This is a genomic window from Thermobifida halotolerans, from assembly GCF_003574835.2.
Lineage (GTDB): Bacteria > Actinomycetota > Actinomycetes > Streptosporangiales > Streptosporangiaceae > Thermobifida > Thermobifida halotolerans.
On sequence record NZ_CP063196.1, the window covers coordinates 214,327 to 240,417 of the forward strand.

Here is a 26,091-nt window from a genome sequence, read left to right on the forward strand (position 1 = left end):
CCCCGCCGCGTCAGGACCCATGACCCGGCCGTTCCCGCAACGGCTCCGCCGTCCGTCCCACGGTCCCGGTGACTTCGGTCACCGGGACCGTGACGTTTGGTCACGAAACAGTGGTCAACGGGACCTATGGGTCGTGTGAGGAGACCGGGAACCTGGATAGGGTCACTGGAGGCCGCCCGGAGCGACGGAGCGACCGTGCAGTCCATCGGCGTGTTCGCCGAAACCTCTCACAACTTGGAGTGGAATCCGCCGTGGCCCACGAAGTCGGTGCTCAGGAGAAGATCACCTACGGACGCAATGACCGGTTCGTCGGGGGACCCGTCGGAGGGGGTGGGTTCTGGGTCGACGACGAGGGGGAGCCGGTGGCCAGACTCGGCGGTCCCACCGAGTGGCGCGGACTGCTGGAGGTGCGGACCGGAGAGACGTTCACGGTGGGCGACCAGGTGTGGCGGGTCGACGACATCGTGGCCCCCGAGACCCCGGACGCCTACCTGGTCGCCACCCGCATCGGCTGACCGGCCCCACCCGGTGGGGGACGACGGCGCACCGGGGCGGGTGCACTAGGTTTCTCCGCATGGGAATTCGGCACATCGCACTGTTCCGCTGGACCGAGGACGTCACCCCCGAGCAGGTCGAACAGGTGGAGAAGATCCTGGGCGGCCTCCCCGGGGCGATCCCCGAGCTCAAGAGCTACTCCTTCGGAGCCGACCTGGGCATCGGGACGGGCAACCACGACTTCGCCGTCGTCGCCGACGTCGAGGGGGAGAGCGGTTTCCTGGCCTACCAGAACCACCCCGACCACCAGGCGGCGCTGAGGGTCATCAGACCGATGCTGGCGGACCGCGCCGCGGTGCAGTTCGACATCTGAGCCACACCGTTGACCCTGACGGTCGCGGGCGGCTTTTTGACCTGCCCCCGGCCGCCAGGATCGTCGGTCGGTCACACTTCTGTGTACGGAGAGTAGTCTGCTGTTCTCCGGGGTAGTGGGAACGTCGCGTCGCAGCAGAAGAGGCCAGGCAGGAGGGCGAGATGCCGCCAACACACCCCTCGGTAACCGACCACCGCCGTAGCGCCGTGAGCCGCCGACAGCGCTGGTACGGAACGAAGAAGCACGTCAAACGGATCCTGGGGTGGCGGCTGCCCCACCTGGCGATGCGCGCCACGGTCAGCGCCGTCGCCCCGGGGGTGCGCGCCACCGGACGGCTTCCCGCGCCCGCCGCGCTCCGCGAGGTCACCGGCCGGGTCGACGGCGTCGAGTACGTGATGCGCGACCCCTCCCGCTGCATCATCGCCAAGGAACTGTACTGGGGCGGTGGCCGCCGCCCGCAGCCCGCCGACGACCTCGCGGTGCGCACCTTCGCCGCCGCGGTCCGCGACGCGGCCGCACTGTTCGACATCGGCGCCTACACGGGGCTGTTCACCCTGGTCGGCACAGCGGTCAACCCCGTACTGCGCGCACACGCCTTCGAGATCGTGCCCGAGGTGTACCAGGCGCTGGTGGACAACTGCGTGCGCAACCGCGTCCTGCACCGGGTCACCCTCCACCACACCGGAATCGGCGACCCCGCGACCACGGTCACGATGCCCGCACGGTCCGCGGACTCGGCGCTGCCCTGCTTCTACTCCAGCCGACTCGACTTCTCCGACGGTGTCCCGGTCGAGGTCGTCGCGTTGGACTCCTTCACCGACCAGGTCGCGCCGGGCAGTCGGGCGGTGCTCAAGGTCGACGTCGAAGGAACCGAGGCCGCGGTCTTCGAGCACGGCCAGAAGTTCCTGGCCGCCCACCGTCCCGACATCCTGTGCGAGATCCTGCCCGGAGCCGACACCGACCGACTGCGGGCGCTGCTGCGACCACACGGCTACCACTGTCACCTCGTCGGAGACCAGGCCCTGGCGCCCGCGTCCGACCTCGTGCCGCATCCGCGCTTCCGCGACTGGTTCCTGACCACCCGCACCCCCGACGAACTCGCCGGACTCGGCATCGGGGTGGCCCGGACTAGCCCAGATTCCTGAGCGCCTCGCGCAGCGACAGCGGCGACATCTGGTCCCGGTGTTCCTCGACGAACTTCACCACGCGCCCGGAATCGGTCTTGGCGTACTCGCGCAGCGCCCAGCCGATGGCCTTGCGGACGAAGAAGTCGGGATGGGGCAGGTTCGGCTCGACGCAGTCGAGGAGCAGGTCGACGTCGGTGGCCTCCCCGGAACGCAGTTGGCACAGGATCGCGGTGCGGCGCAGCCACCGGTCTCCCGCCAGCGCCCAGCCGCTGACCCGGGGACGCAGTTCCCGGGGATAGGCGCGCAGCAGGGGACCGATCCGGTTGATCGCGATCGGGTCCACGTAGTCCCACCACGCGCCCGCCACGATCAGTTCCTCGTACAGCGGAACGGCCTCGGGAACCTGGTGGACGGCGTAACGCCGGTAGCCGGTCAGTTCCACCGCCGCGTACCGCTCCTCCCGGTGCGACGCCACCCGCCACAGAGTGCGGACGGTGTCCTCCCAGGTCTCGAAGTCTCCGAGGGGGCAGGTGGCGAAGATGTCGACGAACAGTCTGCGTCGGTCCGCCGTCGGTACGCCGTGGAAGGGCATCTCGGACTTGAAGTACCGTCGCATGGACTCCGCCCTGACCGGGTCGGCGGCACCGCGGAGCCGGTCGCGAACAGCGGCGATCAATCCGAGATGGGCAGGCATGCCCCCATTATCGTGCAGCGCCGTCACCGGAATCCGCCCAGCAGTGCCGTCTCCGTCACGGAAAGGGGCGTTCGGTGCGGAACACGGCAGGTCGCGGCGCACCGCACAGCACCGGAAGAGGACACCGGCAACAGGGAAGCGGGCCGTCCCGGGGGGAGGGGACGGCCCGCGTCGGAAGGCGGAGGGGCCCGCCCTGCTCGGGTCGCTCGGTCAGCAGTTGCCGCCGCAGGAGCAGGAACCGCCGTTCTGGCACCCGCACCCGCAGTTGGATCCGCAGCCGCAGCCGCCGCGGACACGTGTTTCGACGTGAAGCATGCTCCCTCCTCCACACTCGGACGGTGTTTCCGACACCGGGATGTCGTCCGTCGAGGAAACCCCTTCCCGCGTCCCCGCGCGGGTCAACCGGAATGGCCGGTTCCGGCAAATCCCCGTCAACGAGGTTTGGAGAGCCCGATGCGGGGAATCCCGCTCGGGACCGCGCTCAGGCGAAGAAGCCGGACGAGGCGGCCGGGCGGCGCACCATTCGGTACAGCCACACCTGTCCCACCACCATGGCCGGAAGCATCGGAGCCGCCGCCAGAGCCACCAGCGTCGCCGACCCCGAATCGGGCACGGCGACGGGCAGTCGTCCCCCCACCGCGGCCACCAGAGGCAGCACCGCCATCGCCACCGCCGACGTCGGCCGCGACCGGTGCGGTCCCGAGAGCCCCGCCGTGGCCGCCAGTGCGCCGACCACCACGACGGCTCCGGCCAGGGCCGCCGCCTCCCGGTCCACCCCGCCGTCCACCCACACCGCGACCACGGCGACCGGTACCGCGACCAGTCCGGCCCGGGCCAGCACCCGGGTGGCGCGCGCCGCCGTGTCGGCCGACGCGGCGCAGTCCGCACCGGAACGGTCGTCCGCGGGCACCAGGCGCTCCGCGCCGAACGCCGCCCCCCGCAGCAGGAACAGGACCGCCACCGCCACCGCGCACACCGGCGCGGACAGCGGGGACAGCGTCCCGCCGCCCAGCAGCACGGCCAGGACCAGCCCCCAGGACAGCGCGATCGTCCAACTGCCCACCACGACGGCCGCGTCCCAGACGGCGTGCCATCCGGGGGCGTCCAGGCGGCCGCGCAGCCACAGCCCGGCGTCGCGCCACAGCCACCCCGCCAGCAGCGCGACGAACAGCGGTTGGTGACCGGCCACCACCTCGCCCTCGAGTTCCGGGAACAGGCCGGCCACCACACCGACGGCGGCCACCAGCCACACCTCGCTGCCCAGGAAGTAGGGGGCGACGGCGAAGACGAGTCGGCGGCGCTCGGCCGGGGTGCGCGCCGCGTACGGCGCCAGCATGCCCAGCCCGACGTCGCATCCGGCCAGGACGAAGTAGCCCGCCAGCAGGCCGACGAGAAAGAGCACGGCAACGGATTCCACGAGAACCTCCCGGTCTGGAGGGGCGGACGGTCAGTAGGTGTGGACGGGGACGGCGACCCCGTCGTCGGGGGGAGGCGCCGGGGCCAGCGGACCGCCCTCGGGGCCGCGCCGGGCGAAGCGGACGAGGAGCCACCAGGTGATGCCTGCCAGGACCGCGGACGCGCCGGTGAAGAGCACGAACGAGGTCACCGCCAGGCCCGGGGACAGCTCCGTCACCGCCTCGGCGGTGGTCATGTGGTGCCTGACCGCCCACGGCTGGCGGCCCAACTCCCGGTAGACCCAGCCGCCCACCCCGGCCAGCAGCGACAGCACGGGCATGACGGGAAGCACCCACTGCAGCCAGCGCCAGCGGTCCAGACCGCGCAGTGGCCAGGCCAGCAGCGCCACCGGCAGGAAGAGGAGGAACACCGTCCAGCACAGGACCATCACGGCGTTGCCGGCCTCGGCGAGCACCGGAGCCGTCCCCGCCCCCGCAGCCTCGATCCGCTCGATCTCGGCCTCGGCCAGTGTCGTGCCGCTGGTCGGCGGCGCGCCGAACAGCGCGTACTGGGCTCCGCCCACCGCCGGAGTCGGGAAGAGCGCGAGGGAGGCCACCAGCACGCCCCGCCGCACCCCCCGCCGGAACATCCCCTCCGGATCACCGCCCCGACGCAGGTGGTAGGCGCTGACCCCGGCCATCACCAGTCCGCCCACCAGCAGCGCGCTGGTGGCCACGTGGCCGAACGCCAGAAGCGCCGACGGGTTGGTGACCAGGGCGACGGGATCGGTCAGCACCGCGACCCCGTCCCGCATCTCGAAGCCCACCGGATTCTTCAGAAAGCCGTTGGCGACCAGCACCCAGAACGCCGAGAGGTAGGCCGTCAGCGTCACCACCCCGAACACGGCCAGGTGCGCCCACCGGTTCATGCGGTCCCAGCCGAAGATCCACAGGCCCAGGAAGGTCGACTCGACGAAGAACGCGGCCACCGTCTCCACCGCCAGCGGCGCGCCGAACACGTGACCGAACACGTCGTTCAGCCCGCCCCAGTTCAGCGCCAACTGCAACTCCATGACCAGGCCCGACAGCACGCCCATGCCGTAGTTGACGGCATAGAGGCCGCCCCAGAACCGCACCGCGGCCATCCGCGCCCCGTCCCCACGCAGGACCGCGCTGAACTGGGAGACCAGGATGAGCGCGGCCATGCCCAGGGTGAAGGCGACAAACATGTAGTGGGTGCCCGCGGTCAACGCGAACTGCAACCGCGCCCACAGCAGCGGATCGTCGAACATGGGGGACTCCTCGACCGGGCCGTCGTCGGGGGACACGACGATGCTCTCCGGCCGAGCGGGTCGGGCACATCGCCCACGGGGAGGCGGTTGTGCTACCCCGACGGAGGTGGCGCGGACGCGGCGGCTACCTTCCGGCGGCTAGGGGAGAACCCCGAACCGCCCCCGGGGGGTGGGGACAGCACGTCCGGGACGGGGACCGCCGCCGCGCGGGCGCTAGCGCATCCACCCCGGCGTCACCAGTCCCGTCTCGTAGGCGAGGACCACCAGTTGCGCCCGGTCGCGCACCCGCAGCTTGACCATCGCCCGGCTCACGTGGGTCTTGACCGTGGCCGGACTCAGCACCAACCGCGTCGCGATCTCCTCGTTGGACAGCCCCTCTCCGACCAGGGCCACCACCTGGCGTTCCCGACCGGTCAACCCGCCCAGCCGCTTCACCGGGTCGGGGCGGCGCGGGCGGCCCGCGTACTCGGCGATGATGCGCCGGGTGACGTTCGGTGACAGCAGCGCCTCGCCCGCGGCCACCACCCGCACCCCGTTCAGCAGGTCCTCGGGTTCGGTGTCCTTGACCAGGAACCCGCTCGCCCCCAGCCGCAGGGCCTCGAAGATGTACTCGTCGATGTCGAAGGTGGTCAGGATGACGATCCGGGTCGACTCCAGCCGGGGGTCGGCGAGGATGCGCTCGGCCGCCGCCAGGCCGTCCATCCCCGGCATCCGGATGTCCAGCAGCGCGACGTCGGGCCGCCTCGCGACGGCCAGCCGGACCGCCTCGGCCCCGTCCGCGGCCTCGGCGACCACGTCGATGTCGGGAGCGCTGTTGAGCAGGGCGCCGAAACCGGCCCGCACCAGCGCCTGGTCGTCGGCGAGAAGTACGCGGATCACAGGTCCTCCCACAGGGTCGAACACCGGCTGGGTCGCCGGTCAGCCCGGTAGCCACGCCCGCACCGTGAACCCGCCTCCCGGGTCGGGAGCGGCACTCAGCTCACCGCCCAGCGCCGCGGCGCGGTCACGCATCCCGGCGATGCCGTTGCCGGGGACGAACCCGTCACCGGCACCGCGGCCGTCGTCGGACACGCGGACCGTCAGCCCGTCGGAGGCGTACCCCACGAAGACGGCGACCGTACGCGCCCCGGAGTGCCGTACCACGTTGGTCAGCGACTCCTGCACGATACGGTAGGCCGCCGCGTCGACCCCCGCGGCCGGTCGGCGCGGCTCGCCCACGGTCTCCAACCGGACCTCGACGCCGGAGGCCCGCACCCCGGCCACCAGTTCGTCCAGCCGGTCCACCCCCGGGGCGGGGGAGCGGGGCGCCCGCTCGTCCACCGCGCGCAGCACGCCCAGGATCGCGCGCAGCTCCCGCAGCGTCTCCTTGCTGGTCTGCTTGATCGCGGCCAAAGCCGCGGCGGCGCGTTCGGGCTGGGAGTCGATCAGGTAGAGGGCGCTGCCCGCCTGCACGTTGATCAGCGAGATGTTGTGCGCGATCACGTCGTGCACCTCGCGCGCCAGTTTCAGCCGCTCCTCCGAGGTGCGGCGGCGCGTCTCCTCCTCCCTGGTGCGCTCGGTCTCCTCCGAGTGCCTGCGCACCACGTCCAGGTACTCGTGGCGCTTGCGTATCACCTCGCCGCTGATGAGCACCACGAGCACCCAGGCGAGCATGCCCAGCGCGTACCCCAGGCGCGGCTCGCCGAAGTGCAGCGTCTCGAAGACGTGGATGATGAGGAACTGGACGAGGCCCAGCAGCCAGCCCGTGCGTCGGTACCCCCGGGCGACCAGGTTGAACAGCGCGACCGCGCCCGCGGCGATGACGAGGTTGTCGGGGTGGCCGAGCGGATAGTAGAGGGTGGTGGCCAGCACCGACACCACGGCCACGGGAACCGGGAAGGAGCTGAGCCACAGCAGCGGCAGCACCGCCAGCACCATGAGCAGCAGTCCCCACGGCAGCAGGGTGCGCAGCGCTCCCAACCCCTCGGGGGTGTCCACCACGGGAAAGACGGTGGAGGCGACGCAGACGCCGCCCGCCACCAGGGTCACCGCCAGGTCCACGTGCGTGGTCCGCCACAGTCGTCCTCTCACGTCTTCCGACGGTACGCACCCGGAGTCCGCGGCGCGTCCGCGCCGCGGAGGCTCCACGCCGCGCCGGCTACCTCCCGCGGAGTAGTCCGGGGACGGTCACCGCCGCGCGGGGCGGACGTACTCCAGCAGGATCGCGGCGAACAGCAGCGCCGCGCCCAGCAGTCCCACCGGGGTGAGCGTCTCGTCCAGCAGCAGCGCCGACAGCAGGGTCGCGGTCAGCGGTTCCAGGACCACGGCGAGCGCCGCCGCCGTGGCGGGGGTGCGCCGCAGACCGCCGAAGTAGGCCAGGTAGGCCAGTGCCGTGGGCGCGACGCCGAGGTACAGCAGCGCCCCGAGGGCGGCGGGTGTCGGAGTGAGCCCCATCCCGGTGGCCGCGGCGACGGGAAGCAGCAGCACGCCTCCGAGGAGGCAGCCCAGGGCGGTGATTCCCAACGGGTCCAGTCCCGGCACCGGACGGCGGTTGACCAGGGTCAGCGCGGAGAAGGAGACGCCCGCCGCCAGCGCGCAGCCCATCCCCAGCGCGGTCCGGCCTGGGGAGGCGTCCGAGCCGGGGAACCCCGCCAGCAGCACCAGGCCCGACACCCCGCAGCCGACCGCGGCCAGCAGAGCGGGCCGGGGCAGGCGCCGCTCCAGTAGCGCCGAGGCGGACGTGACGAACACCGGGACGCTGCCGATGGTGATGAGCGTGGCCAGGCTCACCGAGGTGGCCGCGATCGCCGCGAAGTAGCAGGCCTGGAACGCCGCCAGCAGCACGCCCGCCGCCGTGGCGCGGCGCACCGCGGCGGCGGTGCGCGGCAGCCGCCGCAGCCGTCCGGCGGCGGCGAGCAGTCCGGTCGCGACCGCTCCGCCCACCAGCAGGCGGTAGCAGGCCGTCGCCAGGGGGTGCACGCCGGTCAGACCCTGCAGGACCGAGCCGGCGAAGCCGCCGGTGCCCCACAGCACCCCGGCGAGCGCGAGCAGCAGTGGTCCCCGCCACCCGGGCGGGGCGGAGCGGGGCAGGACGGTCTCGGACACGGGGAACTCCACGCTGACGGACGGGGGAGGCGCAACGGCCCGGGGACGGGCAGCCGAGCTTCCAAACATGGGATGAATCTTGTCCGATGGGTGGGCGCCACGACAAGCCGCAGGCGATGCGTCGCTGTCGGTCAACAGCGGTACCGTACGGACAGAAGCAGTCCGCACCCGGCGGGCACGAGCATGAGGAAACCACCACGAGCCCCATGAACCCTCCCCATCCCGGCCGCTACTCCGGTCCCCAGGGCAACCTGCACGAGGAACTGCTGCGCGTCCCCTTCGACGCGGTCGCCCCGTGGCTGCGCGTGATCCTCACCGGAGACCCCACCCCGCTGGGCGCGGACAAACTCGCCTACTCCATCAACCCCCACCTCACCGCGCTGCTCGTCTACCGCACCGACCCCGGCAGCTACTCCAGCGCGGTCCTCGACAGGCGCCACGCCCACGCGTGGGGACGCAACAAGCAGGACCTGTGGTTCACCGCCCTGGGTAACATGGCCTACGACCGGTACCAGGAGTACACGGTCAACTCCGGGACCGACACCGACGTGCACGTCGTCCAGGGCATCGACTGGGCCGGATCCGCGCACGTGATGCGGCTGCCCGAGGTCATGCGCCGGCCCGCGCCCCACGGCGCCCTGGTCATGCTGCCCGACTCCAACGTCATGGTCTACGCGGTGCTGCACAGCCGCCGCTCCCTGCCGGTGATCCCGTTCCTCTACGACGTCTTCCGGAGGCTCAACGAGAACGGGCCGGTCACCGACCAGATGCTGTGGTGGCGCGGCGGCCGCGTCGAAGGCATGTCCACCCGCCCCGCCGAGGGCGGCGGAGTTCAGCTCAGGCAGTCCCCGGAGTTCAACGACCTCGTCGAGCGGGAACTGCCCGCCTGAACCGCGCCGCCGCTCAGAACAGGCCCTCCGGCGGCGCGGGGGAGTCCTCCGCGGTCGCGTCCCGCACGACGGCCGCCCCCGAGGCGAACCGGTCCAGTTCGTCGCCCGAGAGCACCCGCGCCATGTCCGGGTCGCGGTGCGCCCGCCGGGCCAACTCGTCCACGGGCAGTTCGCGGTGCCCCGCCACCAGGACCAGGTTCCCGAACCGCCGTCCGCGCAGCACCGAGGGCTCCGCGACCAGCGCCAGGTGACCAAAGACCCGGGCCGCGGTGGCGACCTGGGCCCGGGCGTGCCGCAGCGGGCGGCCGTCGCCCACGTTCGCCGCGTACAGGCCGTCGGGCCGCACCACCCTGGCCGCCTCGGCGACGAACTCCACCGACGTCAGGTGCGCGGGGGTGCGCGCACCGGCGAAGACATCGCACACCACGAGGTCGGCGCTGGCCTCCCTGCGGGCCGCCAGCCAGGTCCGGGCGTCCCCCGCCGCCACCCGCAGGTCCGCCCGGCGGTCCCACGGCAGTTCCCGCCGGACCAGCGCGACCAGGTCCGCGTCGATGTCCACGGCACGCTGCCGCGACCCCGGCCGGGTGGCGGCGACGTAGCGGGCCAGCGTGAGCGCCCCGGCCCCCAGGTGGAAGGCGTCGACGGGCTCGCGTTCGGGCGCCACCAGGTCCACCACGTGCCCCAACCGGCGCACGTACTCGAAGTCGAGGTGGGTGGGGTCGGCCAGGTCGACGTGGGACTGCGGGGTGCCGTCCACGACGAGTACCCACGAGTCGGGGCGGTCGGCGTCCCGCAGCAGTTCCGTCCTCGGCCGCTCCCGCGCCGCCCCGGTGTCGCCCCCGCCCATCCGCCCCCGCTTCCCGCCGTCCGTGGTGACCGTGCCGATTCAACGGTAGGCGCCCCGGACAGCGGAACGGCACACCGCAGGAGCGCGGAGCCGCCGCCCCGGACAGTCGGGCGTCCGCGGCGCCCGCTCGGGGCCGCTAGCCTGGAAGCCCTTCCGGGCGAAGCCGCCGACTCGCCCGACCGAGAAACCCGAGCGGATTGCCTCCGCGATCTCACCGAGGAGTGGTGGTCGTGCTACTGCGGATGTCGAACCTGTTCCTGCGCACCCTGCGTGAGGACCCGGCGGACGCCGAGGTGCCGAGTCACAAGCTTCTGGTGCGCGGCGGGTTCGTGCGCCGCGCCGCGCCCGGCGTCTACTCCTGGCTGCCCCTGGGCAAGATCGTGCTGGAGAACGTCGCCGCCGTGGTGCGCGAGGAGATGAACCGCATCGGCGCCCAGGAGGTGCTGCTCCCCGCGCTGCTGCCCCGCGAGTACTACGAGGCCACCGGCCGGTGGACCGAGTACGGCGACACCCTGTTCCGGCTGAGGGACCGCAAGGGCGCCGACTACCTGCTCGGCCCCACCCACGAGGAACTGTTCACCCTGCTGGTCAAGGGCGAGTACTCCTCCTACAAGGACTTCCCGGTCATCCTCTACCAGATCCAGGAGAAGTTCCGCGACGAGGCCCGGCCGCGCGCCGGAATCCTGCGCGGCCGGGAGTTCCACATGAAGGACTCCTACTCCTTCGACATCGACGACGAGGGGCTGCGGCGCTCCTACGACGCCCACCGCCAGGCCTACGTCCGCATCTTCGACCGGCTCGGCCTGGAGTACGTGATCGTCACGGCGACCTCCGGTGCGATGGGCGGGTCGGCGTCCGAGGAGTTCCTGGCGGTCGCCCCCAGCGGCGAGGACACCTTCGTGCGCAGCACCGGCTCCGACTACGCCGCCAACGTGGAGGCCGTGGTCACCCCCGCGCCCCCCGCCCGGCCCCTCGACGGACTGCCCGAGGCGCGGGTGCACCACACCCCGGACACCCCCACCATCGAGTCGCTGGTGGACTTCCTCAACGGCGCCGGACTCGGGCGGACCTTCACCGCCGCCGACACCCTCAAGAACGTCCTGGTCAAGACACGGCGTCCCGGTGAGGACGACTGGGAGATCGTCGGCGTCGGCGTGCCCGGCGACCGCGAGGTCGACATGAAGCGCCTGGAGGCGTCCCTGGCCCCGGCCGAGGTGGCGCTGCTGGAGGAGGAGGACTTCGCGGCCAACCCCTTCCTGGTGAAGGGCTACATCGGTCCGGGCGCGCTGCAGGCCAACAAGATCCGCTACCTGGTCGACCCCCGCGTCGTCGAGGGCACCGCCTGGGTCACCGGCGCCGACCGGGCCGACCACCACGTCGTCGACCTGGTGTGCGGACGCGACTTCACCCCCGACGGCACCGTCGAGGCCGCCGAGGTCCGCGACGGCGACCCGGCACCCGACGGAACCGGCACCCTCTACACCGCGCGCGGCATCGAGATCGGGCACGTCTTCCAGCTCGGCCGCAAGTACACCGACGCGTTCTCCCTCGACGCGCTCGGCCCCGACGGCAAGCCCAGGCGGGTCACCATGGGCTCCTACGGCATCGGCGTCTCGCGCGTGGTCGCCGCGGTCGTCGAGCAGTCCCACGACGAGCGGGGCATCATCTGGCCCCGGGAGGTCGCGCCCGCCGACGTGCACGTGGTCGGCACCGGCAAGGGCGAGCAGATCGAGGTCGCGCTGCGGATCGGCCGGGAACTGGCGGACCGGGGCGTGCGGGTGCTGGTGGACGACCGCAAGGGGGTGTCCCCGGGCGTGAAGTTCACCGACGCCGAACTGCTCGGCATCCCCACCGGGGTCATCGTCGGCAGGGGCCTGGCCGACGGCGTGGTCGAACTGCGCGACCGCGCCGGCGGCGGACGCTCGGAGATCGCCCTGGACAGCGTGGTCGACACGGTCGTCGACATCGTGAGGGGCTGACCGGGTCCGGAAAGGCCCCGAGGCTCGGGCCCCGGGGCCGGAACCCTCCCCCCTCGGGCCGGGGCCGTCCGCAGCCCTCCCCGCCTTCCCGGCACCGGCCTGGGGTCACCCCCGGGAGGTCACAGCTCCCCACCCGGAAAGCCCGGGAACACGCTCAGCGGCGAGCCCAGGGCCAGGACGCGCAACGTCGCCTCTCCCAGGGCGCGCCCCGCGAGGTCGCGCAGCCCGGGGACGGAGACCGCGGCCAGCTCCAGGTACGCCTGGGCGGTGGTCTCCTCCAAGCCGACGGCGAAGGCCGCCAGCGCCTCGGGGCCGGTGTCCTCCGGCAGCGCGTAGGCGTCCTCCCCGCCGGGGGGAACGCTCCCGCGCGCCACCAGTTCGGCGTGCAGCGCGTCCCGGCCCGCGCGGTGCTCCTCCAGGTGGGCCAGGCACAGATCGTGCAGCTTCGAGCCGATCCGGGACGCGGCGAAGCCGTATCCGTACACCGCGGCATGCTCGGCCAGCAGCGCGTCCCGCAGTGCCGCGACCGCGGCGTCGGCCGGATCGGTGGGGGTCGGGTCGGGTGTGCCGGTCAACTATGCCTCCGACAGTAGGTGGACGTGCCCCGCCTCGCAGGCGCCGATGCTGGCGAGGAGCTGGGCCAGCGCGGGGTCGGCGGCCTCGCCGAGTTGGCGGAGCCGGTGTGCCGCGGCGGCCTCCTCCGCGACACGCAGTCCGTCCCGGTCGGCGGCGGGGGCAGGGGGCGGCTCGGAACTCGGGGACGGGCTCGGCGCGGTCCCGTCCCGTTCGGGGAGCCGCTCCCGCAGCACCGCCAGGTGGCGTTCGTGGTGGCCGCGCAGCTCCTCGTACAGTCCCGGATCGTCGGCGCCTCCGCTGTCGAGCAGCGCCGTGTAGCGGGAGACCAGCCGCTCCTTCTCCGCGATCACCGAGCGCAGCAGGTACTCGTCGGGGGTGATCTCGCTGGGGTACCAGTCCGATCCCCGGCAGCCGCTCACCCCGAGCACGGCCGCCGCCAGCGCGCCGCCCGCCAGAACCGTGCGGCGGGGGAGGGCGTGGTGGCGCAACGGTACCTCCTGAGGACGTAGGGAAGGGGAGTCGAACCCGCACCATCTTCGCACGCCGCGACCGCCCCGCGGGCTGGCCCGACCGGAGGCGGCCGGGAGCCGGGGACCGCCGCGCCGGGCGCCGTGGCCGCCCCGATGCGCCGAACGATGCCGGAAAACCACTGACTGTGGATACCCTTGAAGCAAAGCCGCCGTCCACCGGGCGACGGCGACCAAGTACACAGCTGGACCGCCCCGAGGTCACCGCGACCTGGACGGAAATAGCCGAGGAGGATCACGATGGGCGCGCAGGCCCGCCACGAGCGTCTCGCGCAGCTGCTGACCCCCATCCTGGCCGAGGCGGGACTCGACCTGGAAGGGCTTGAGATCACTCCGGTCGGCAAGCGCCGCCTGGTCCGTGTCGTGGTGGACTCCGACGACGGTGCCGACCTCGACGCGATCGGCGAGATCAGCCAGAAGGTCTCCACCGCGCTTGACGAGGCCGATGCCATGGGGCAATCTCCCTACGTACTGGAGGTGACCTCGCCTGGTGTGGACCGGCCGCTGACCGAGCCGCGGCACTGGAGGCGCGCACGGGGACGCCTGGTGCACGCCCCCCTCGTCGCGGGCGGTCAGGTGAGAGGACGTGTGGTCTCCGCCGACGAGACGGGCGTCACCTTCGACGTCGACGGCCGAAGCCAGGTGTACGCCTTCTCCGACCTGGGACGAGGCAAGGTCCAGGTGGAATTCCGCCATGACGACGCGGCGGACTAGAGGGGGAGCCCCGTGGATATCGATATGAGTGTCCTGCGCAGCCTGGAACGCGAGAAGGACATCTCGGTGGACCTCGTCGTCAAGGCGATCGAGGACGCACTGCTGATCGCGTACCGCCGTCAGGAGGGGCCCGACACCCACGCCAGAGTGGAACTGGACCGCACCACGGGACACGTCACGGTGTGGGCCGAGGAACGCGACGAAGAGGGAGGCTTCGTACGCGAGTACGACGCCACCCCCTCCGGCTTCGGTCGCATCGCCACGTCCACCGCCAAGCAGGTCATCCTGCAGCGGCTGCGCGACGCCGAGGACGAGGTCACCCTGGGGGAGTTCGCCGGACGCGAGTCCGAGATCGTCTCCGGGGTCATCCAGCAGGGCAAGGACCCGCGCAACGTACTGGTCGACCTCGGCAGGATCGAGGCGATCCTGCCTCCCCAGGAGCAGGTGCCCACCGAGACCTACCACCACGGCGACCGGCTGCGCGCCTACGTCGTGCAGGTCCGCAAGGGACACCGCGGCCCCTCGGTGACGCTGTCCCGCACCCATCCCAACCTGGTGCGCAAGCTCTTCCAGTTGGAGGTCCCCGAGATCGCCGACGGCACGGTCGAGATCGCGGCGATCGCGCGCGAGGCGGGCCACCGCACCAAGATGGCCGTCAAGTCCAACAGGCCCGGCGTCAACGCCAAGGGCGCCTGCATCGGACCGCTCGGCAGCCGGGTGCGCAACGTCATGAACGAACTGCGCGGCGAGAAGATCGACATCGTCGACTACTCCGACGACCCGGCCAGGTTCGTCGGCAACGCGCTGTCGCCCGCCAAGGTCACCCACGTCGAGGTGGTCGACGCCGCGGCGCGGGTCGCCCGGGTCACCGTGCCCGACTACCAGCAGTCGCTGGCCATCGGCAAGGAGGGGCAGAACGCTCGGCTGGCCGCCCGCCTCACCGGGTGGCGCATCGACATCCGCTCCGACATCGAGCCCGCGGCTGGGGCAGAGGAGGCGGAGAAACCGGACGACGGGACCGGCGCCGAAGGGTGATGAGGCCGCGGGGTAGAATGAGGGACGGCTCAGCAGCTCCCGTGCGCACGTGCGTGGGCTGCAGGTCGAAAGCAGCCCAGTCCGACCTGGTGCGGTTGGCGCTGGACGGAGACGCCGTCGTGTGCGACAGGGCCCGGCGAATGCCGGGGCGGGGCGCCTACCTCCATCCCGACCGGCGATGTTGGGAGGCCGCACAACGACGCCGCGCCTGGACACGGGCGTTCCGCGTCGGACGCGCCCTCGACGCGTCAGCCGTTGCCGCGTGTTTCACGGTCTGATTTCGAGTCGGCCGTGGTTCTGGATTAGGGTTGGAATGATCACGCCGTTAGTTCGGTTGTAATGACCGGGCAGGCGGCGGGTCTTGTCATGCCGGCAGATCCGGTGTCACCCACCCATTGTTGTGTAGCAGACGAGTCGGAAGCGGGTCGAGATTGCGATGAGCGCTCGATGAGTACGCAGCGATGAGTACGTCAAGCTAGCGACGGTCCGGCACAGACCCATGTCCCGGACCGAGGTAGAGGAGAGCAGTGGCGAAGGTCCGGGTATACGAACTCGCCAAAGAGTTCGGTGTGGAGAGCAAGGCTGTCCTGGCCAAGCTCCAGGAGATGGGCGAATTCGTACGTTCGGCGTCCTCGACGATCGAGGCGCCGGTGGTTCGTCGACTCAAAGAGGCTTTCAACGACAACAACGGCTCCGGCGGAGCGAAGGGCGGTGGGGCGAAGAGCGGCCCCAGGCCGCGTCCCCGTCCCGAGCCCTCCAGGGCCCCGGCGTCGGCCGGTGGCGACACAGCACGTCCGGCGGCTCCCAAGCCCGGCCCCAAGCCGGGACCGCGTCCCGCCGTCAACGCGCCCGGCGGTTTCCGGGCGCCCACCACCCCTGAGGGCAACACGCCGCGTCCTGCGGCTCCCAAGCCGGGCCCCCGCCCGGGACCCCGTCCCGGTGGCGGTGCCGGCAAGACCGGCCAGTCCGGTGACCGCGGCCCCCGCCCCGACCGCGGGCAGCGCGCCGACCGCTCGGAGCGCCAGCCCCGACCCGAGTCGGGCAAGGGGTCCCGTTCCGGCCCCCGTCCCGGCCCGCGTCCGGGGAACAACCCGTTCACCTCGACCGCGACCGGCATGGGCGCCAAGCCCGCGCCCCGTCCGGGACCCCGCCCCGGCGGAGCCCAGGGCGGCGGAAACACCGGTGGGGCCCGTCCCGGCCCGCGTCCGGGTCCCGGTGGTGCGGGTGGACCGCGCCCCGGTCCCAACGCCGGCGGCCCGCCGCGTCCCCAGGCCCCCCGTCCGCAGGCGCCCCGTCCGGGTCCCGGTGGTGCGGGTGGACCGCGCCCCGGCCCCAACGCCGGCGGCCCGCGTCCCGGTCCGCGCCCCGGCCCGCGTCCCGGCGGTCCGCGGCCCAGCCCGATGAACATGCCCGCGTCCCGGCCGACCCCGCCCGGTGGCGGTGGCGGTGGCGGCGGCCGCGGTGGCACCGGCGGTCGCGGTGGCGGCGGCCGTTCCGGTCGCGGCGGCCCGGTCGGCGCCGGACCGCGCAGCGGTGGCGCGCCCGGTGGCGGCGGCCCGCGTCCCGGCGGCTTCGGCGGCCGTCCCGGCGGCGGTGGTCGCGGTCGCGGCGGCACCGCGGGTGCCTTCGGCCGTCCCGGCGGCCGTCCGGGTCGTGCCCGCAAGTCCAAGAAGCAGCGCCGCCAGGAGTTCAACGACATGCAGGCGCCGTCGTTCGGCGGCGTCAAGATCCCCAGTGGCAACGGCAAGGTGATCCGGCTGTCCCGCGGGGCCTCGCTGTCGGACTTCGGTGACCGCATCGACGTCAACCCGGCGTCGCTGGTCCAGGTCGTCATGATGCAGCTGGGCGAGATGGTCACGGCCACGCAGTCGCTGCCGGACGAGACGCTGCAGCTGCTGGGCGAGGAGCTCAACTACACGGTTGAGGTCGTCAGCCCCGAGGACGAGGACCGCGAGCTGCTGGAGTCCTTCTCGATCGAGTTCGGTGAGGACGAGGGCGGCGAGGAGGACCTCAGGGCGCGTCCGCCGGTCGTGACCGTCATGGGTCACGTCGACCACGGTAAGACGCGACTGCTCGACGCGATCCGCAACACCAACGTGGCCAGCGGCGAGGCGGGCGGCATCACCCAGCACATCGGCGCCTACCAGGTGTCGACCACGGTGGACGGTGAGGACCGCAAGATCACCTTCATCGACACCCCGGGTCACGAGGCGTTCACCGCCATGCGTGCCCGCGGTGCGCAGGCCACCGACATCGCGGTGCTGGTGGTCGCGGCCGACGACGGCGTCAAGCCGCAGACGGCCGAGGCCATCGACCACGCCAAGGCGGCCGACGTGCCGATCGTGGTGGCGGTCAACAAGATCGACGTCGAGGGCGCCGACCCGCAGAAGGTGCGGGCCCAGCTCACCGAGTACGGTCTGGTCGCCGAGGAGTACGGCGGCGACGTCCAGTTCGTGGACATCTCCGCCAAGCAGAACATCAACATCGACGGCCTTCTCGAAGCCGTGGTCCTGACCTCCGACGCGGCGCTGGACCTGCGGGCCAACCCCGACATGCCGGCACAGGGCCTGGCCATCGAGGCCTACCTCGACCGGGGCCGCGGCTCCATGGCCACCGTGCTGGTGCAGCGCGGGACGCTGCGCGTCGGCGACTCGATCGTCTGCGGCGACGCCTACGGGCGCGTCCGCGCGATGCTCGACGAGAACGGCAAGCAGGTCAAGGAGGCCGAGCCGTCGCGGCCGGTCCAGGTCCTCGGACTGACCAACGTGCCCAGCGCGGGCGACAACTTCCTGGTGGTCAAGGACGACCGGGTGGCCCGCCAGATCGCGCAGCAGCGCGAGGCGCGGGAGCGGTTCGCGCAGCAGGCCAAGGCCAGCCGCCGCGTCACCCTCGACAACTGGCAGAAGACCCTGGAGGAGGGCAAGCGCGACGAGCTGCTCCTCATCATCAAGGGCGACATGTCCGGTTCCGTCGAGGCTCTGGAGGAGTCCCTCCTCAAGATCGACGCGGGCGGCGACGAGGTCGCCATCCGGGTCATCGGCCGCGGTGTCGGAGCGATCACGCAGAACGACATCAACCTGGCCGCCTCGGCGGGCGCGATCATCATCGGCTTCAACGTTCGGCCCGAGGGCAAGAACAGCGAACTGGCCGACCGCATGGGCGTGGACATCCGCTACTACTCGGTCATCTACCAGGCCATCGACGAGGTGGAGGCGGCCCTCAAGGGCATGCTCAAGCCCGAGTACGAGGAGGTCCAGCTCGGTACCGCGCAGATCCGCGAGGTCTTCAAGGTGCCGCGCATCGGCAACGTCGCCGGTGTGATCGTCCGCGACGGCATCATGAAGCGCAACGCCAAGGCCCGGCTCATCCGCGACGGAGTGGTTGTCTCCGACAACCTCAACGTCGACTCGCTGCGCCGGTTCAAGGACGATGTCACCGAGGTCCGCGAGGGCTTCGAGTGCGGTGTCGGCGTCGGGTACAACGATCTGCGCGTCGACGACGTCATCGAGACGTTCGAGATGCGGGAGAAGCCGCGCGACTGACCCCTCCGGTCCGTTCCGGGCCCCGGCGCGCCGCGCCGGGGCCCGGTTCCCCGGTTCCACGGTCGGCCGCACCGAGAAGCGGCATCCGAGAACTACACAGACATCCACGGGGTGAGTACGTGTTCGTCGGCGCCTTGACGCTGGACCTGCTGTTGGGGGACATCCGTTCCCTGAAACAGAAGCGTTCCGTGGTGCGGCCCATCGTGGCCGAACTCCAGCGCAAGCACAGTGTCTCGGTCGCCGAGACCGGCAACCACGACCTGTATCGGCGCTGCGAGATCGGAGTCGCGGTGGTCGCCACCACCGCGGCGCACTGCACGGCTCTGATGAACTCCTGCGAGCGCCTGGTCGCCGACCACCCCGAGGTCGAGTTGCTGTCCGCCCGACAGCGGCTCTTCAACGACGAGGAATAGAGCGATGGTTGACGCCGCACGCGCGAGCAAACTCGCCGACCGCATCCAGCGGATCGTGGCCGAAATGCTGGAGCGCCGCATCAAGGATCCGCGTCTGGGGTTCGTGACCGTCACCGACGCGCGGCTCACCAACGACCTGCGCGACGCCACCGTCTACTACACGGTGTTCGGCAGCGACGTGGAGAAGGCCGAGACCGCGGCGGCACTGGAGAGCGCCAAGGGGCTGATCCGCTCCGAGGTCGGCCGCCGCACCGGACTGCGGCACACCCCCAGCCTGACCTTCGTCTCCGACGAGGTGCAGGCCAACGCCCAGCACATCGAGGAGTTGCTGGCCAAGGCCAAGATGGCCGACGCCGAGGTGGCACGTGCCGCGGCCAACGCCCGCCCCGCCGGTGACGCCGACCCCTACCGGACGGCGCACGACCGCGAGGACGAGGGCGAGGACGACTGACCCATGACCGACGGCGTCGTCATCGTCGACAAACCGGCCGACTGGACCTCCCACGACGTGGTCGCCCGGGTGCGCCGCCTGGCCAAGACCCGCAGGGTCGGCCACGCGGGCACCCTCGACCCGATGGCCACCGGGGTGCTGGTGCTGGGCGTCGGCAGGGCCACCAGACTGCTGGGGCACCTCGCCCTCACCGAGAAGGTCTACACGGCGACGATCCGGCTGGGACAGACCACCACCACCGACGACGCCGAGGGAGAGCCGCTGGAGCGCCGCGGCGCCGACCAGGTCGACGAGGCGGCGGTCCACGCCGGGACCAAAGCGCTCACCGGCGTGATCCGGCAGGTTCCACCGCAGGTCAGCGCGATCAAGGTGAACGGTCAGCGCGCCTACCGGAAGGCCCGCGCGGGGGAGGCGGTCGATCTCAAGGCGCGCGAGGTGACGGTCCACGAGTTCGCCGTCACCGGGCTTCGCCGCATCCCCGACCCCGACGGCGGCTTCGTCGACGTCGACGCCCGGGTCACCTGCTCCAGCGGCACCTACATCCGTTCCCTGGCCCGCGACCTCGGCGCGGATCTCGGTGTGGGCGGGCACCTCACGGCGCTGCGCCGCACCCGGGTCGGCCCCTACGGACTGGACCGGGCCGCGACCCTGGACGAGCTGGCCGCCGAGTTCACCCTGATGCCGCTGGCGGACGCGGTCGCCGCAGCCTTCCCGGTCCGCCGCCTCACCGAGGCGGAGGCCCGCAGGGTGGCCCACGGCAACCGGATCTCCCCGAGCGGAAGCCCCGGACCGGTCGGCCTGTTCGCCCCGGACGGCAGCGTGCTGGCCCTGGCCGAGGACCGTCCCGGCTACGGCAAACCCATCGTGGTCTTCGCCGGGAACTGAACCGGACAGGAGCGGGGCGGTCCCGGCCCCCTCCTCCGGAGGGGTGCGGCGGCGAGTAGCATGGCGCGGGGCGGCCCCTGACCCGTCGTCCCGTCCTCGGCGGCCACTTTGATGGGAGCGGTGAGCGTGCGGTTGTGGCGCGGACTGGACGAGGTGCCCCCCGACCTGGGACGCTCGGTCGTGGTCGTCGGAACCTTCGACGGCGTCCACCGCGGCCACCAGCGCGTCCTGGAACGGGCGCGGGAGCACGCGGACCGGCTGGACCTGCCGCTGGTCGCGGTCACCTTCGATCCGCCTCCCGAACTGGTGCCGGGAGCGCCCGAGCCCGCCGTGGTCCTCACCGGAGCCGACCGCAGGGCCGAACTGCTCTCCGAGCACGGCGCGGACGCGGTGTGCGTGCTGCCGTTCACCCCCGAACTCTCCCGCTGGTCCGCTGAGGACCTCGTCGGCCGGGCCCTGGTCGGCAGGATGCGTGCCGCGGCGGTCGTGACCGCCCCGGACCTCCACCTCGGACACGGCACGGACGCGGACGTCGACACACTGCGCGCCCTCGGCAAGGAGTACGACTTCACGGTCGAGGAGGTGCAACCGCCCGCCGACGCCGAACCGGTCACCACCGCCCGGGTGCGCTCCCTCGTCACCGCGGGAGACATCGCCGGGGCCAACGCCGCGCTGGGACGGGCGCACCGCGTCGAAGGCGTGGTCGTCCACGGAGCCGCCCGGGGACGGGAGCTGCTCGGCTTCCCCACCGCGAACCTGGAGTGCCCGCCGAACGCGGCCGTCCCCGCCGACGGCGTCTACGCGGGCTGGCTGCTGCGGCTCGACGGCACCGAGGGGGAGTCCAGGTGGGCGGCGGCGATCTCGGTGGGCACCAACCCCACCTTCGAGGCAAGCGCCCGCACCGTCGAGGCCTACGCCCTGGACCGCGACGACCTGGAGCTGTACGGGCTGCGCATGGCGGTGGAGTTCGTCCACCGCATCCGCCCGATGCTGCGCTTCGACGGAGTCGAGGCGCTGATCGAGGCCATGGGCCGCGACGTCGAACGCTGCCGGGAACTGCTGCTGGGCGGGTGAACCGGACGCGCGGCCGAAAGACGGCCGGAGTCGCCGCGTACGGGTAGTAAGCTTTCCTGGGTGGTCGGCCGCAGCGCCGGCCAACGGTCGTGCGCACACACCGTGTCGCGGGGTCCGCGACACGTCCGACCGCACAGCAACCCGAGACGACTGTGGGCGCGCATGGTTGTCGGCTTTCGACGGCCCCACCGGGCCGCTCCTCGAAAGAAACCCAAAGGTCCGCGCGCCGAGAACGTGAGAAGGAGCGTCGTGTCGATCGACACCGCCACCAAGAACAAGATCATCGCCGAGTACGCCACCACGGAAGGCGACACCGGCTCTCCCGACGTCCAGGTCGCGCTGTTGACGCACCGCATCATCCAGCTCACCGAGCACCTCAAGGAGCACAAGCACGACCACCACAGCCGCCGTGGTCTGCTGCTGCTGGTCGGTCGTCGGCGCCGTCTCCTCCAGTACATCGCGAGGAAGGACATCAACCGCTACCGTCGGCTGATCGAGCGTCTCGGTCTGCGTCGCTAGCCGGTTTCCACGGCTCGGGGGAGTGGCCGCCGCCGCTCCCTTTTTCTTAGTAGTGTGGAGCCGTTACCGACCGCCGGGACAGGGTAGTACCCCGTCACGGCGGTCGGACGACAACTGAAAGAGCAGGTACTTCCCGCGCCCCTACCCTCGACTGCTTCCGGTCATGGTGGCGCCTTCCGGTGGGCGGAGCAACCGGTCCGCCCCACGGTGTCGAGGCCGGTCCTCGGTAGTGGTTCTCCGACACACCCTCGTCCGGGTTCTTCGGAGGACTTCGATCGATGGCCGGCCGTCAGAGCCATCGCAGCGCGGACGTGTGCCACGCACGTCGTGCCGCGGAGTCGCGGCGACTCCCATGGCGGGAACTCTCATACGGGGCACGGACGCGGGAGCTTCGTTATCCGTGTAGGAGGTCGCCCATGGAGGGCGTGTATTCCGCCGAGGCCGTCATCGACAACGGCCGCTTCGGCACCCGTACCATCCGCTTCGAGACCGGTCGACTGGCGCGCCAGGCAGCCGGATCGGCCACCGCTTTCCTCGACGACGAGACCATGGTCCTGTCGGCGACGACCGCGTCGAAGCGACCCAAGGAGACACTCGACTTCTTCCCGCTGACCGTCGACGTCGAAGAACGCATGTACGCCGCGGGGCGCATCCCCGGCTCGTTCTTCCGCCGTGAGGGCCGTCCCTCCGAGGACGCCATCCTCACCTGTCGACTGATCGACCGGCCGCTGCGGCCGTCCTTCCAGAAGGGGCTGCGCAACGAGATCCAGATCGTCGAGACGATCCTGGCGCTGCACCCCGAGCACCTCTACGACGTGGTCGCCATCAACGCCGCCTCGATGTCCACCCAGCTCGCCGGGCTACCGTTCTCCGGCCCCATCGGCGGCGTGCGCGTGGCGCTCATCGAAGGCCAGTGGGTGGCGTTTCCCACCCACAGCGAACTGTCCAACGCCACCTTCGACATGGTCGTGGCCGGCCGGGTGCTGGACAGCGGCGACGTCGCGATCATGATGGTCGAGGCCGAGTCCACCTCAAACACCCTCAAGCTCGTCCGGGAAGGCGCCGTCGGCCCCAACGAGCAGACCGTCGCCGAGGGCCTGGAGGCCGCCAAGCCGTTCATCAAGGTGCTGTGCCGGGCGCAGCAGACGGTGGCCGACGCCGCGGCCAAGGAGACCGCCGAGTACCCGATCTTCCTCGACTACCAGGACGACGCCTACACCGCCGTCGAGGGAGCGATCCGCTCCGAACTGGCCTCCGCGCTCACCATCGCCGACAAGCAGGAGCGGGAGACCGAACTCGACCGGGTCAAGGCGCTGGCCGCCGAGAAGCTCGCCGAGGATTTCGAAGGGCGCGAGAAGGAGCTCGCCGCCGCGTTCCGCGCGCTCACCAAGAAACTGGTGCGTGAACGCATCATCAACGAGAAGGTCCGCATCGACGGCCGCGGCACCAAGGACATCCGCTCCCTGACCGCCGAGGTCAACGTCGTACCCCGGGTGCACGGCTCGGCCCTGTTCGAGCGCGGCGAGACCCAGATCCTGGGCGTCACCACGCTGAACATGCTGCGCATGGAGCAGACCATCGACACGCTCAACCCCGAGCGGACCAAGCGCTACATGCACAACTACAACTTCCCGCCGTACTCCACCGGCGAGACCGGCCGGGTGGGCTCGCCCAAGCGCCGCGAGATCGGCCACGGCGCGCTCGCCGAACGCGCCCTCATCCCGGTGCTGCCCTCGCGCGAGGAGTTCCCCTACGCCATCCGCCAGGTGTCGGAGGCCATCGGCTCCAACGGCTCCACCTCCATGGGCTCGGTGTGCGCCTCCACGATGTCGCTGATGGCGGCGGGCGTGCCGCTCAAGGACATGGTCGCGGGCATCGCCATGGGACTGATCAGCGAGGGCGGCGAGTACGTCACCCTCACCGACATCCTCGGCGCCGAGGACGCCTACGGCGACATGGACTTCAAGGTCGCCGGCACCCGCGAACTCATCACCGCGCTGCAGTTGGACACCAAACTCGACGGCATCCCCGCCGAGGTGCTGGCCGCCGCGCTGCAGCAGGCCCGCGGGGCGCGCCTGGCCATCCTCGACGTCATGGCCGAAGCCATCGAGCGTCCCGCCGAGATGAGCCCGCACGCGCCGCGCATCCTCACCGTCAAGGTGCCCGTCGACAAGATCGGCGAGGTCATCGGCCCCAAGGGCAAGATGATCAACTCGATCCAGGACGACACCGGCGCCGAGATCACCATCGAGGACGACGGCACCATCTACATCGGCGCCACCGACGGTCCCTCCGCCGAGGCCGCCCGCGACACGATCAACAGCATCGCCAACCCGACGATGCCCGAGGTCGGCGACCGCTACCTCGGCACGGTCGTCAAGACCACCGCGTTCGGCGCGTTCGTGTCGCTGCTGCCCGGCAAGGACGGCCTGCTGCACATCTCGCAGATCCGCAAACTGCACGGCGGCCAGCGGATCGAGAACGTCGAAGACGTCATCAGCATCGGCGACAAGATCCAGGTCGAGATCCGCGAGGTCGACGACCGCGGCAAGCTCTCCCTCGTCCCGGTCGAGGTCGTCGAGGCCGAGAACGCCAGCGGTGAGGAGTCCGGGAACGGAGCCAGGAAGCCGGAGGGCGAGGGAGGCGGAAACGAGCAGCCGCGCCGTCGCCGCCGCACCCGCTCCTCCAGTCGCTCCAACGAGAACACCTGAGTGATCCGCCCGGGACGCTTCCGGGACTGAGAACTCGTCGGGCGGCCGTACCGTGGGGACGGCCGCCCCTCCCGTCTGCGGACGGGGCGACCACACCGTTTCCGTTCTCGCTGAAGAAGGAGCCATGACGACAGTTCCGATCGCGGCCGAGCAGGAACCAGGCACCACCGTCACCCTGCTGCAACCGCAGGGCGGCAGCGGCCTGGTGCGCCGCACCGTGCTGCCGGGCGGCCTGCGGGTGGTCACCGAGACCATGCCGGGGGTGCGCTCCGTGGCCTTCGGGATCTCGGCCACCACCGGGTCACGCGACGAGGACGCGGCGCACGCGGGCTCCGCGCACTTCCTGGAACACCTGCTGTTCAAGGGAACCGAGCGGCGCACCGCCCTGGACATCTCCGCGCTGCTCGACGGGGTGGGCGCCGACTACAACGCCTACACCACCAAGGAGCAGACCACCTACTACGCCAAGGTCCTCGACCGCGACCTGCCGCTGGCGATCGACGTCATCAGCGACATGGTCGCCAACTCGGTGCTCGCCCCCGCCGAGGTGGAGACCGAACGCGGCGTGATCCTCGAAGAGATCGCCATGTACGAGGACGAGCCCGCCGACGTGGTCGACGACGTGTTCGCCGCCCACTTCTTCCGGGGCTCCCCGCTCAGCCGTCCCATCCTGGGCACCAACGACACCATCCGCGCGCTGCCCCGGGACCGGATCTTCGAGCAGTACCGGAGCGGCTACGTGCCCTCCGAACTCGTCGTGGCCGCGGCGGGCAACCTCGACCACGACCTGGTGGTGCGCAGAGTCGCCGAGGCGTTCCGCGACAAACTCGACGCCGCCGGGGACGCGCGCCCCTCCCCGCCCCGCATCGGCACCGAAGCGCCCGCCACCACCCCGGGAACGGCACTGGTCAGCCGCGACACCGAACAGGCCCACCTGATCCTGGGCCGCGAAGGCGTCAAACGCACCGACCCGCGCTGGTACGCCCTGCGGGTGCTCGGCGCGGTCCTCGGCGGCGGCATGTCGTCCCGCCTGTTCCAGGAGGTGCGGGAGAAGCGCGGCCTGGCCTACGCCGTGCACGGCTACTCCTCCAGCTACTCCGACACCGGCCTGTTCCAGGTGTACGTGGGCTGCCTCCCCGACAAGATCGACGAGGTTCTCGACGTCTGCCGCGGCGAACTGGCCAGGGCCGCCGCCCACGGCGTCGACGCCGACGAGCTGGCCCGCGCCAAGGGACAGATCCGCGGCTCCTGGGTGCTGGGCACCGAGGGGACCAACTCGCGCATGAGCCGCCTGACCGGGCACGAACTCGGCCGGACCCGGCACCTGTCCCTCGACGAGGACCTCGCGCTGTTCGACGCCGTCACCTCCGACGACGTCAGCGAGGTCGCCGCCGACGTGCTCAACCGCCCCGAAACCCTGGCGGTGGTCGGCCCCTACGAGGAGGACCGCGCCTTCGACTGACCCGTCC

Annotated in this window: 25 protein-coding genes; 16 read left to right on the top strand and 9 right to left on the bottom strand. The window is 71.7% G+C overall.

What is annotated here, in order from left to right:
- The first annotated feature begins 251 nt into the window (after nt 1–251).
- From NI17_RS00895 to NI17_RS00905, 3 genes are all read left to right on the top strand, one after another.
- Entirely contained in the window at nt 252–515 is a 264-nt protein-coding gene (locus NI17_RS00895; RefSeq protein WP_068687768.1) for a DUF6406 domain-containing protein, read from the top strand.
- Nucleotides 516–574: 59 nt separating this feature from the next.
- Nucleotides 575–868 carry a Dabb family protein gene (locus NI17_RS00900; RefSeq protein ID WP_068687769.1) on the top strand — a complete coding sequence of 98 codons (294 nt, stop codon included), beginning with the start codon at nt 575–577 and terminating at the stop codon, nt 866–868.
- 161 nt (nt 869–1,029) lie between these two features.
- Nucleotides 1,030–2,013 (top strand): FkbM family methyltransferase, encoded by a 984-nt coding sequence (locus NI17_RS00905; RefSeq protein WP_068687770.1) that lies wholly within the window; start codon nt 1,030–1,032, stop codon nt 2,011–2,013.
- Here NI17_RS00905 and NI17_RS00910 read toward each other — a convergent pair.
- The 6 genes from NI17_RS00910 to NI17_RS00935 form a co-directional block, all read right to left on the bottom strand.
- The gene (locus NI17_RS00910) at nt 1,997–2,611 is read right to left on the bottom strand and encodes a DNA alkylation repair protein (RefSeq protein ID WP_243597582.1); all 615 of its coding nucleotides are present in this window, start codon (nt 2,609–2,611) and stop codon (nt 1,997–1,999) included. The two genes, NI17_RS00905 and NI17_RS00910, sit on opposite strands and share 17 nt — an antisense overlap.
- A 559-nt stretch (nt 2,612–3,170) precedes the next feature.
- The gene (locus NI17_RS00915) at nt 3,171–4,106 is read right to left on the bottom strand and encodes a cytochrome d ubiquinol oxidase subunit II (protein WP_068687772.1); all 936 of its coding nucleotides are present in this window, start codon (nt 4,104–4,106) and stop codon (nt 3,171–3,173) included.
- Nucleotides 4,107–4,136: 30 nt separating this feature from the next.
- Nucleotides 4,137–5,375, bottom strand: coding sequence for a cytochrome ubiquinol oxidase subunit I (locus NI17_RS00920; protein ID WP_068687958.1), 1,239 nt, complete (start codon nt 5,373–5,375; stop codon nt 4,137–4,139).
- Nucleotides 5,376–5,588: 213 nt separating this feature from the next.
- Nucleotides 5,589–6,254: a response regulator gene (locus tag NI17_RS00925; protein ID WP_068687773.1), complete on the bottom strand. Its 666-nt coding sequence runs from the start codon at nt 6,252–6,254 to the stop codon at nt 5,589–5,591.
- Nucleotides 6,255–6,293: 39 nt separating this feature from the next.
- Nucleotides 6,294–7,445 carry a sensor histidine kinase gene (locus tag NI17_RS00930; RefSeq protein WP_068687774.1) on the bottom strand — a complete coding sequence of 384 codons (1,152 nt, stop codon included), beginning with the start codon at nt 7,443–7,445 and terminating at the stop codon, nt 6,294–6,296.
- Nucleotides 7,446–7,541: 96 nt separating this feature from the next.
- A complete protein-coding gene (locus NI17_RS00935) occupies nt 7,542–8,459 on the bottom strand; it encodes a DMT family transporter (protein ID WP_243597583.1) in 918 nt (305 codons plus the stop codon).
- A 206-nt stretch (nt 8,460–8,665) separates the two neighbouring features.
- Here NI17_RS00935 and NI17_RS00940 point away from each other — a divergent pair, with 206 nt between their 5' ends.
- Entirely contained in the window at nt 8,666–9,349 is a 684-nt protein-coding gene (locus NI17_RS00940) for a hypothetical protein (protein WP_068687775.1), read from the top strand.
- A 13-nt stretch (nt 9,350–9,362) separates the two neighbouring features.
- Here the strand turns inward: NI17_RS00940 and NI17_RS00945 are convergent, their stop codons facing one another.
- The gene (locus tag NI17_RS00945; protein WP_068687776.1) at nt 9,363–10,196 is read right to left on the bottom strand and encodes a spermidine synthase; all 834 of its coding nucleotides are present in this window, start codon (nt 10,194–10,196) and stop codon (nt 9,363–9,365) included.
- Nucleotides 10,197–10,426: 230 nt separating this feature from the next.
- Here NI17_RS00945 and NI17_RS00950 point away from each other — a divergent pair, with 230 nt between their 5' ends.
- Nucleotides 10,427–12,175: a proline--tRNA ligase gene (locus NI17_RS00950; RefSeq protein ID WP_084012372.1), complete on the top strand. Its 1,749-nt coding sequence runs from the start codon at nt 10,427–10,429 to the stop codon at nt 12,173–12,175.
- Nucleotides 12,176–12,294: 119 nt separating this feature from the next.
- On the opposite strand, the gene NI17_RS00955 is transcribed toward NI17_RS00950, so the two are convergent.
- Nucleotides 12,295–12,750 (bottom strand): ferritin-like domain-containing protein, encoded by a 456-nt coding sequence (locus NI17_RS00955; RefSeq protein WP_068687777.1) that lies wholly within the window; start codon nt 12,748–12,750, stop codon nt 12,295–12,297.
- A complete protein-coding gene (locus tag NI17_RS00960; protein WP_068687778.1) occupies nt 12,751–13,239 on the bottom strand; it encodes a hypothetical protein in 489 nt (162 codons plus the stop codon). It abuts the gene before it with no gap.
- Nucleotides 13,240–13,518: 279 nt separating this feature from the next.
- Here NI17_RS00960 and rimP point away from each other — a divergent pair, with 279 nt between their 5' ends.
- From rimP to NI17_RS01015, 11 genes are all read left to right on the top strand, one after another.
- A complete protein-coding gene (gene rimP, locus NI17_RS00965; RefSeq protein ID WP_068687779.1) occupies nt 13,519–13,992 on the top strand; it encodes a ribosome maturation factor RimP in 474 nt (157 codons plus the stop codon).
- 24 nt (nt 13,993–14,016) lie between these two features.
- Nucleotides 14,017–15,027, top strand: a complete 1,011-nt coding sequence (gene nusA, locus NI17_RS00970) for a transcription termination factor NusA (protein ID WP_068687780.1) — start codon at nt 14,017–14,019, stop codon at nt 15,025–15,027.
- Nucleotides 15,028–15,044: 17 nt separating this feature from the next.
- Complete coding sequence (locus NI17_RS00975) at nt 15,045–15,305, top strand: YlxR family protein (RefSeq protein WP_234401572.1); 261 nt, start codon at nt 15,045–15,047, stop codon at nt 15,303–15,305.
- Nucleotides 15,306–15,554: 249 nt separating this feature from the next.
- Entirely contained in the window at nt 15,555–18,569 is a 3,015-nt protein-coding gene (gene infB / locus NI17_RS00980; protein WP_068687781.1) for a translation initiation factor IF-2, read from the top strand.
- A gap of 119 nt (nt 18,570–18,688) precedes the next feature.
- Entirely contained in the window at nt 18,689–18,982 is a 294-nt protein-coding gene (locus NI17_RS00985) for a DUF503 domain-containing protein (RefSeq protein ID WP_068687782.1), read from the top strand.
- Nucleotides 18,983–18,986: 4 nt separating this feature from the next.
- On the top strand, nt 18,987–19,433 hold the full coding sequence (gene rbfA, locus NI17_RS00990; protein ID WP_068687783.1) for a 30S ribosome-binding factor RbfA: 447 nt from the start codon (nt 18,987–18,989) through the stop codon (nt 19,431–19,433).
- 3 nt (nt 19,434–19,436) lie between these two features.
- Nucleotides 19,437–20,318 (top strand): tRNA pseudouridine(55) synthase TruB, encoded by an 882-nt coding sequence (gene truB / locus NI17_RS00995; RefSeq protein ID WP_068687784.1) that lies wholly within the window; start codon nt 19,437–19,439, stop codon nt 20,316–20,318.
- 126 nt (nt 20,319–20,444) lie between these two features.
- Nucleotides 20,445–21,392 (top strand): bifunctional riboflavin kinase/FAD synthetase, encoded by a 948-nt coding sequence (locus tag NI17_RS01000; RefSeq protein ID WP_068687960.1) that lies wholly within the window; start codon nt 20,445–20,447, stop codon nt 21,390–21,392.
- Nucleotides 21,393–21,641: 249 nt separating this feature from the next.
- On the top strand, nt 21,642–21,911 hold the full coding sequence (gene rpsO, locus NI17_RS01005) for a 30S ribosomal protein S15 (protein ID WP_068687785.1): 270 nt from the start codon (nt 21,642–21,644) through the stop codon (nt 21,909–21,911).
- 416 nt (nt 21,912–22,327) lie between these two features.
- Entirely contained in the window at nt 22,328–24,622 is a 2,295-nt protein-coding gene (locus tag NI17_RS01010; RefSeq protein ID WP_068687786.1) for a polyribonucleotide nucleotidyltransferase, read from the top strand.
- A 124-nt stretch (nt 24,623–24,746) separates the two neighbouring features.
- Nucleotides 24,747–26,084 carry a M16 family metallopeptidase gene (locus tag NI17_RS01015; RefSeq protein WP_068687787.1) on the top strand — a complete coding sequence of 446 codons (1,338 nt, stop codon included), beginning with the start codon at nt 24,747–24,749 and terminating at the stop codon, nt 26,082–26,084.
- The last annotated feature ends 7 nt before the right edge of the window (nt 26,085–26,091 follow it).

Bases quoted from the DNA above. Each gene is read 5' to 3' on its own strand.
- NI17_RS00900 (WP_068687769.1), top strand. From the start codon at position 575: ATGGGAATTCGGCACATCGCACTGTTCCGCTGGACCGAGGACGTCACC.
- NI17_RS00905 (WP_068687770.1), top strand. From the start codon at position 1,030: ATGCCGCCAACACACCCCTCGGTAACCGACCACCGCCGTAGCGCCGTG.
- NI17_RS00910 (WP_243597582.1), bottom strand. From the start codon at position 2,611: ATGCGACGGTACTTCAAGTCCGAGATGCCCTTCCACGGCGTACCGACG.
- NI17_RS00920 (WP_068687958.1), bottom strand. From the start codon at position 5,375: ATGTTCGACGATCCGCTGCTGTGGGCGCGGTTGCAGTTCGCGTTGACC.
- NI17_RS00940 (WP_068687775.1), top strand. From the start codon at position 8,666: ATGAACCCTCCCCATCCCGGCCGCTACTCCGGTCCCCAGGGCAACCTG.
- NI17_RS00945 (WP_068687776.1), bottom strand. From the start codon at position 10,196: ATGGGCGGGGGCGACACCGGGGCGGCGCGGGAGCGGCCGAGGACGGAA.
- rimP (WP_068687779.1), top strand. From the start codon at position 13,519: ATGGGCGCGCAGGCCCGCCACGAGCGTCTCGCGCAGCTGCTGACCCCC.
- nusA (WP_068687780.1), top strand. From the start codon at position 14,017: ATGAGTGTCCTGCGCAGCCTGGAACGCGAGAAGGACATCTCGGTGGAC.
- NI17_RS00975 (WP_234401572.1), top strand. From the start codon at position 15,045: ATGAGGGACGGCTCAGCAGCTCCCGTGCGCACGTGCGTGGGCTGCAGG.
- rbfA (WP_068687783.1), top strand. From the start codon at position 18,987: ATGGTTGACGCCGCACGCGCGAGCAAACTCGCCGACCGCATCCAGCGG.
- truB (WP_068687784.1), top strand. From the start codon at position 19,437: ATGACCGACGGCGTCGTCATCGTCGACAAACCGGCCGACTGGACCTCC.
- NI17_RS01010 (WP_068687786.1), top strand. From the start codon at position 22,328: ATGGAGGGCGTGTATTCCGCCGAGGCCGTCATCGACAACGGCCGCTTC.
- NI17_RS01015 (WP_068687787.1), top strand. From the start codon at position 24,747: ATGACGACAGTTCCGATCGCGGCCGAGCAGGAACCAGGCACCACCGTC.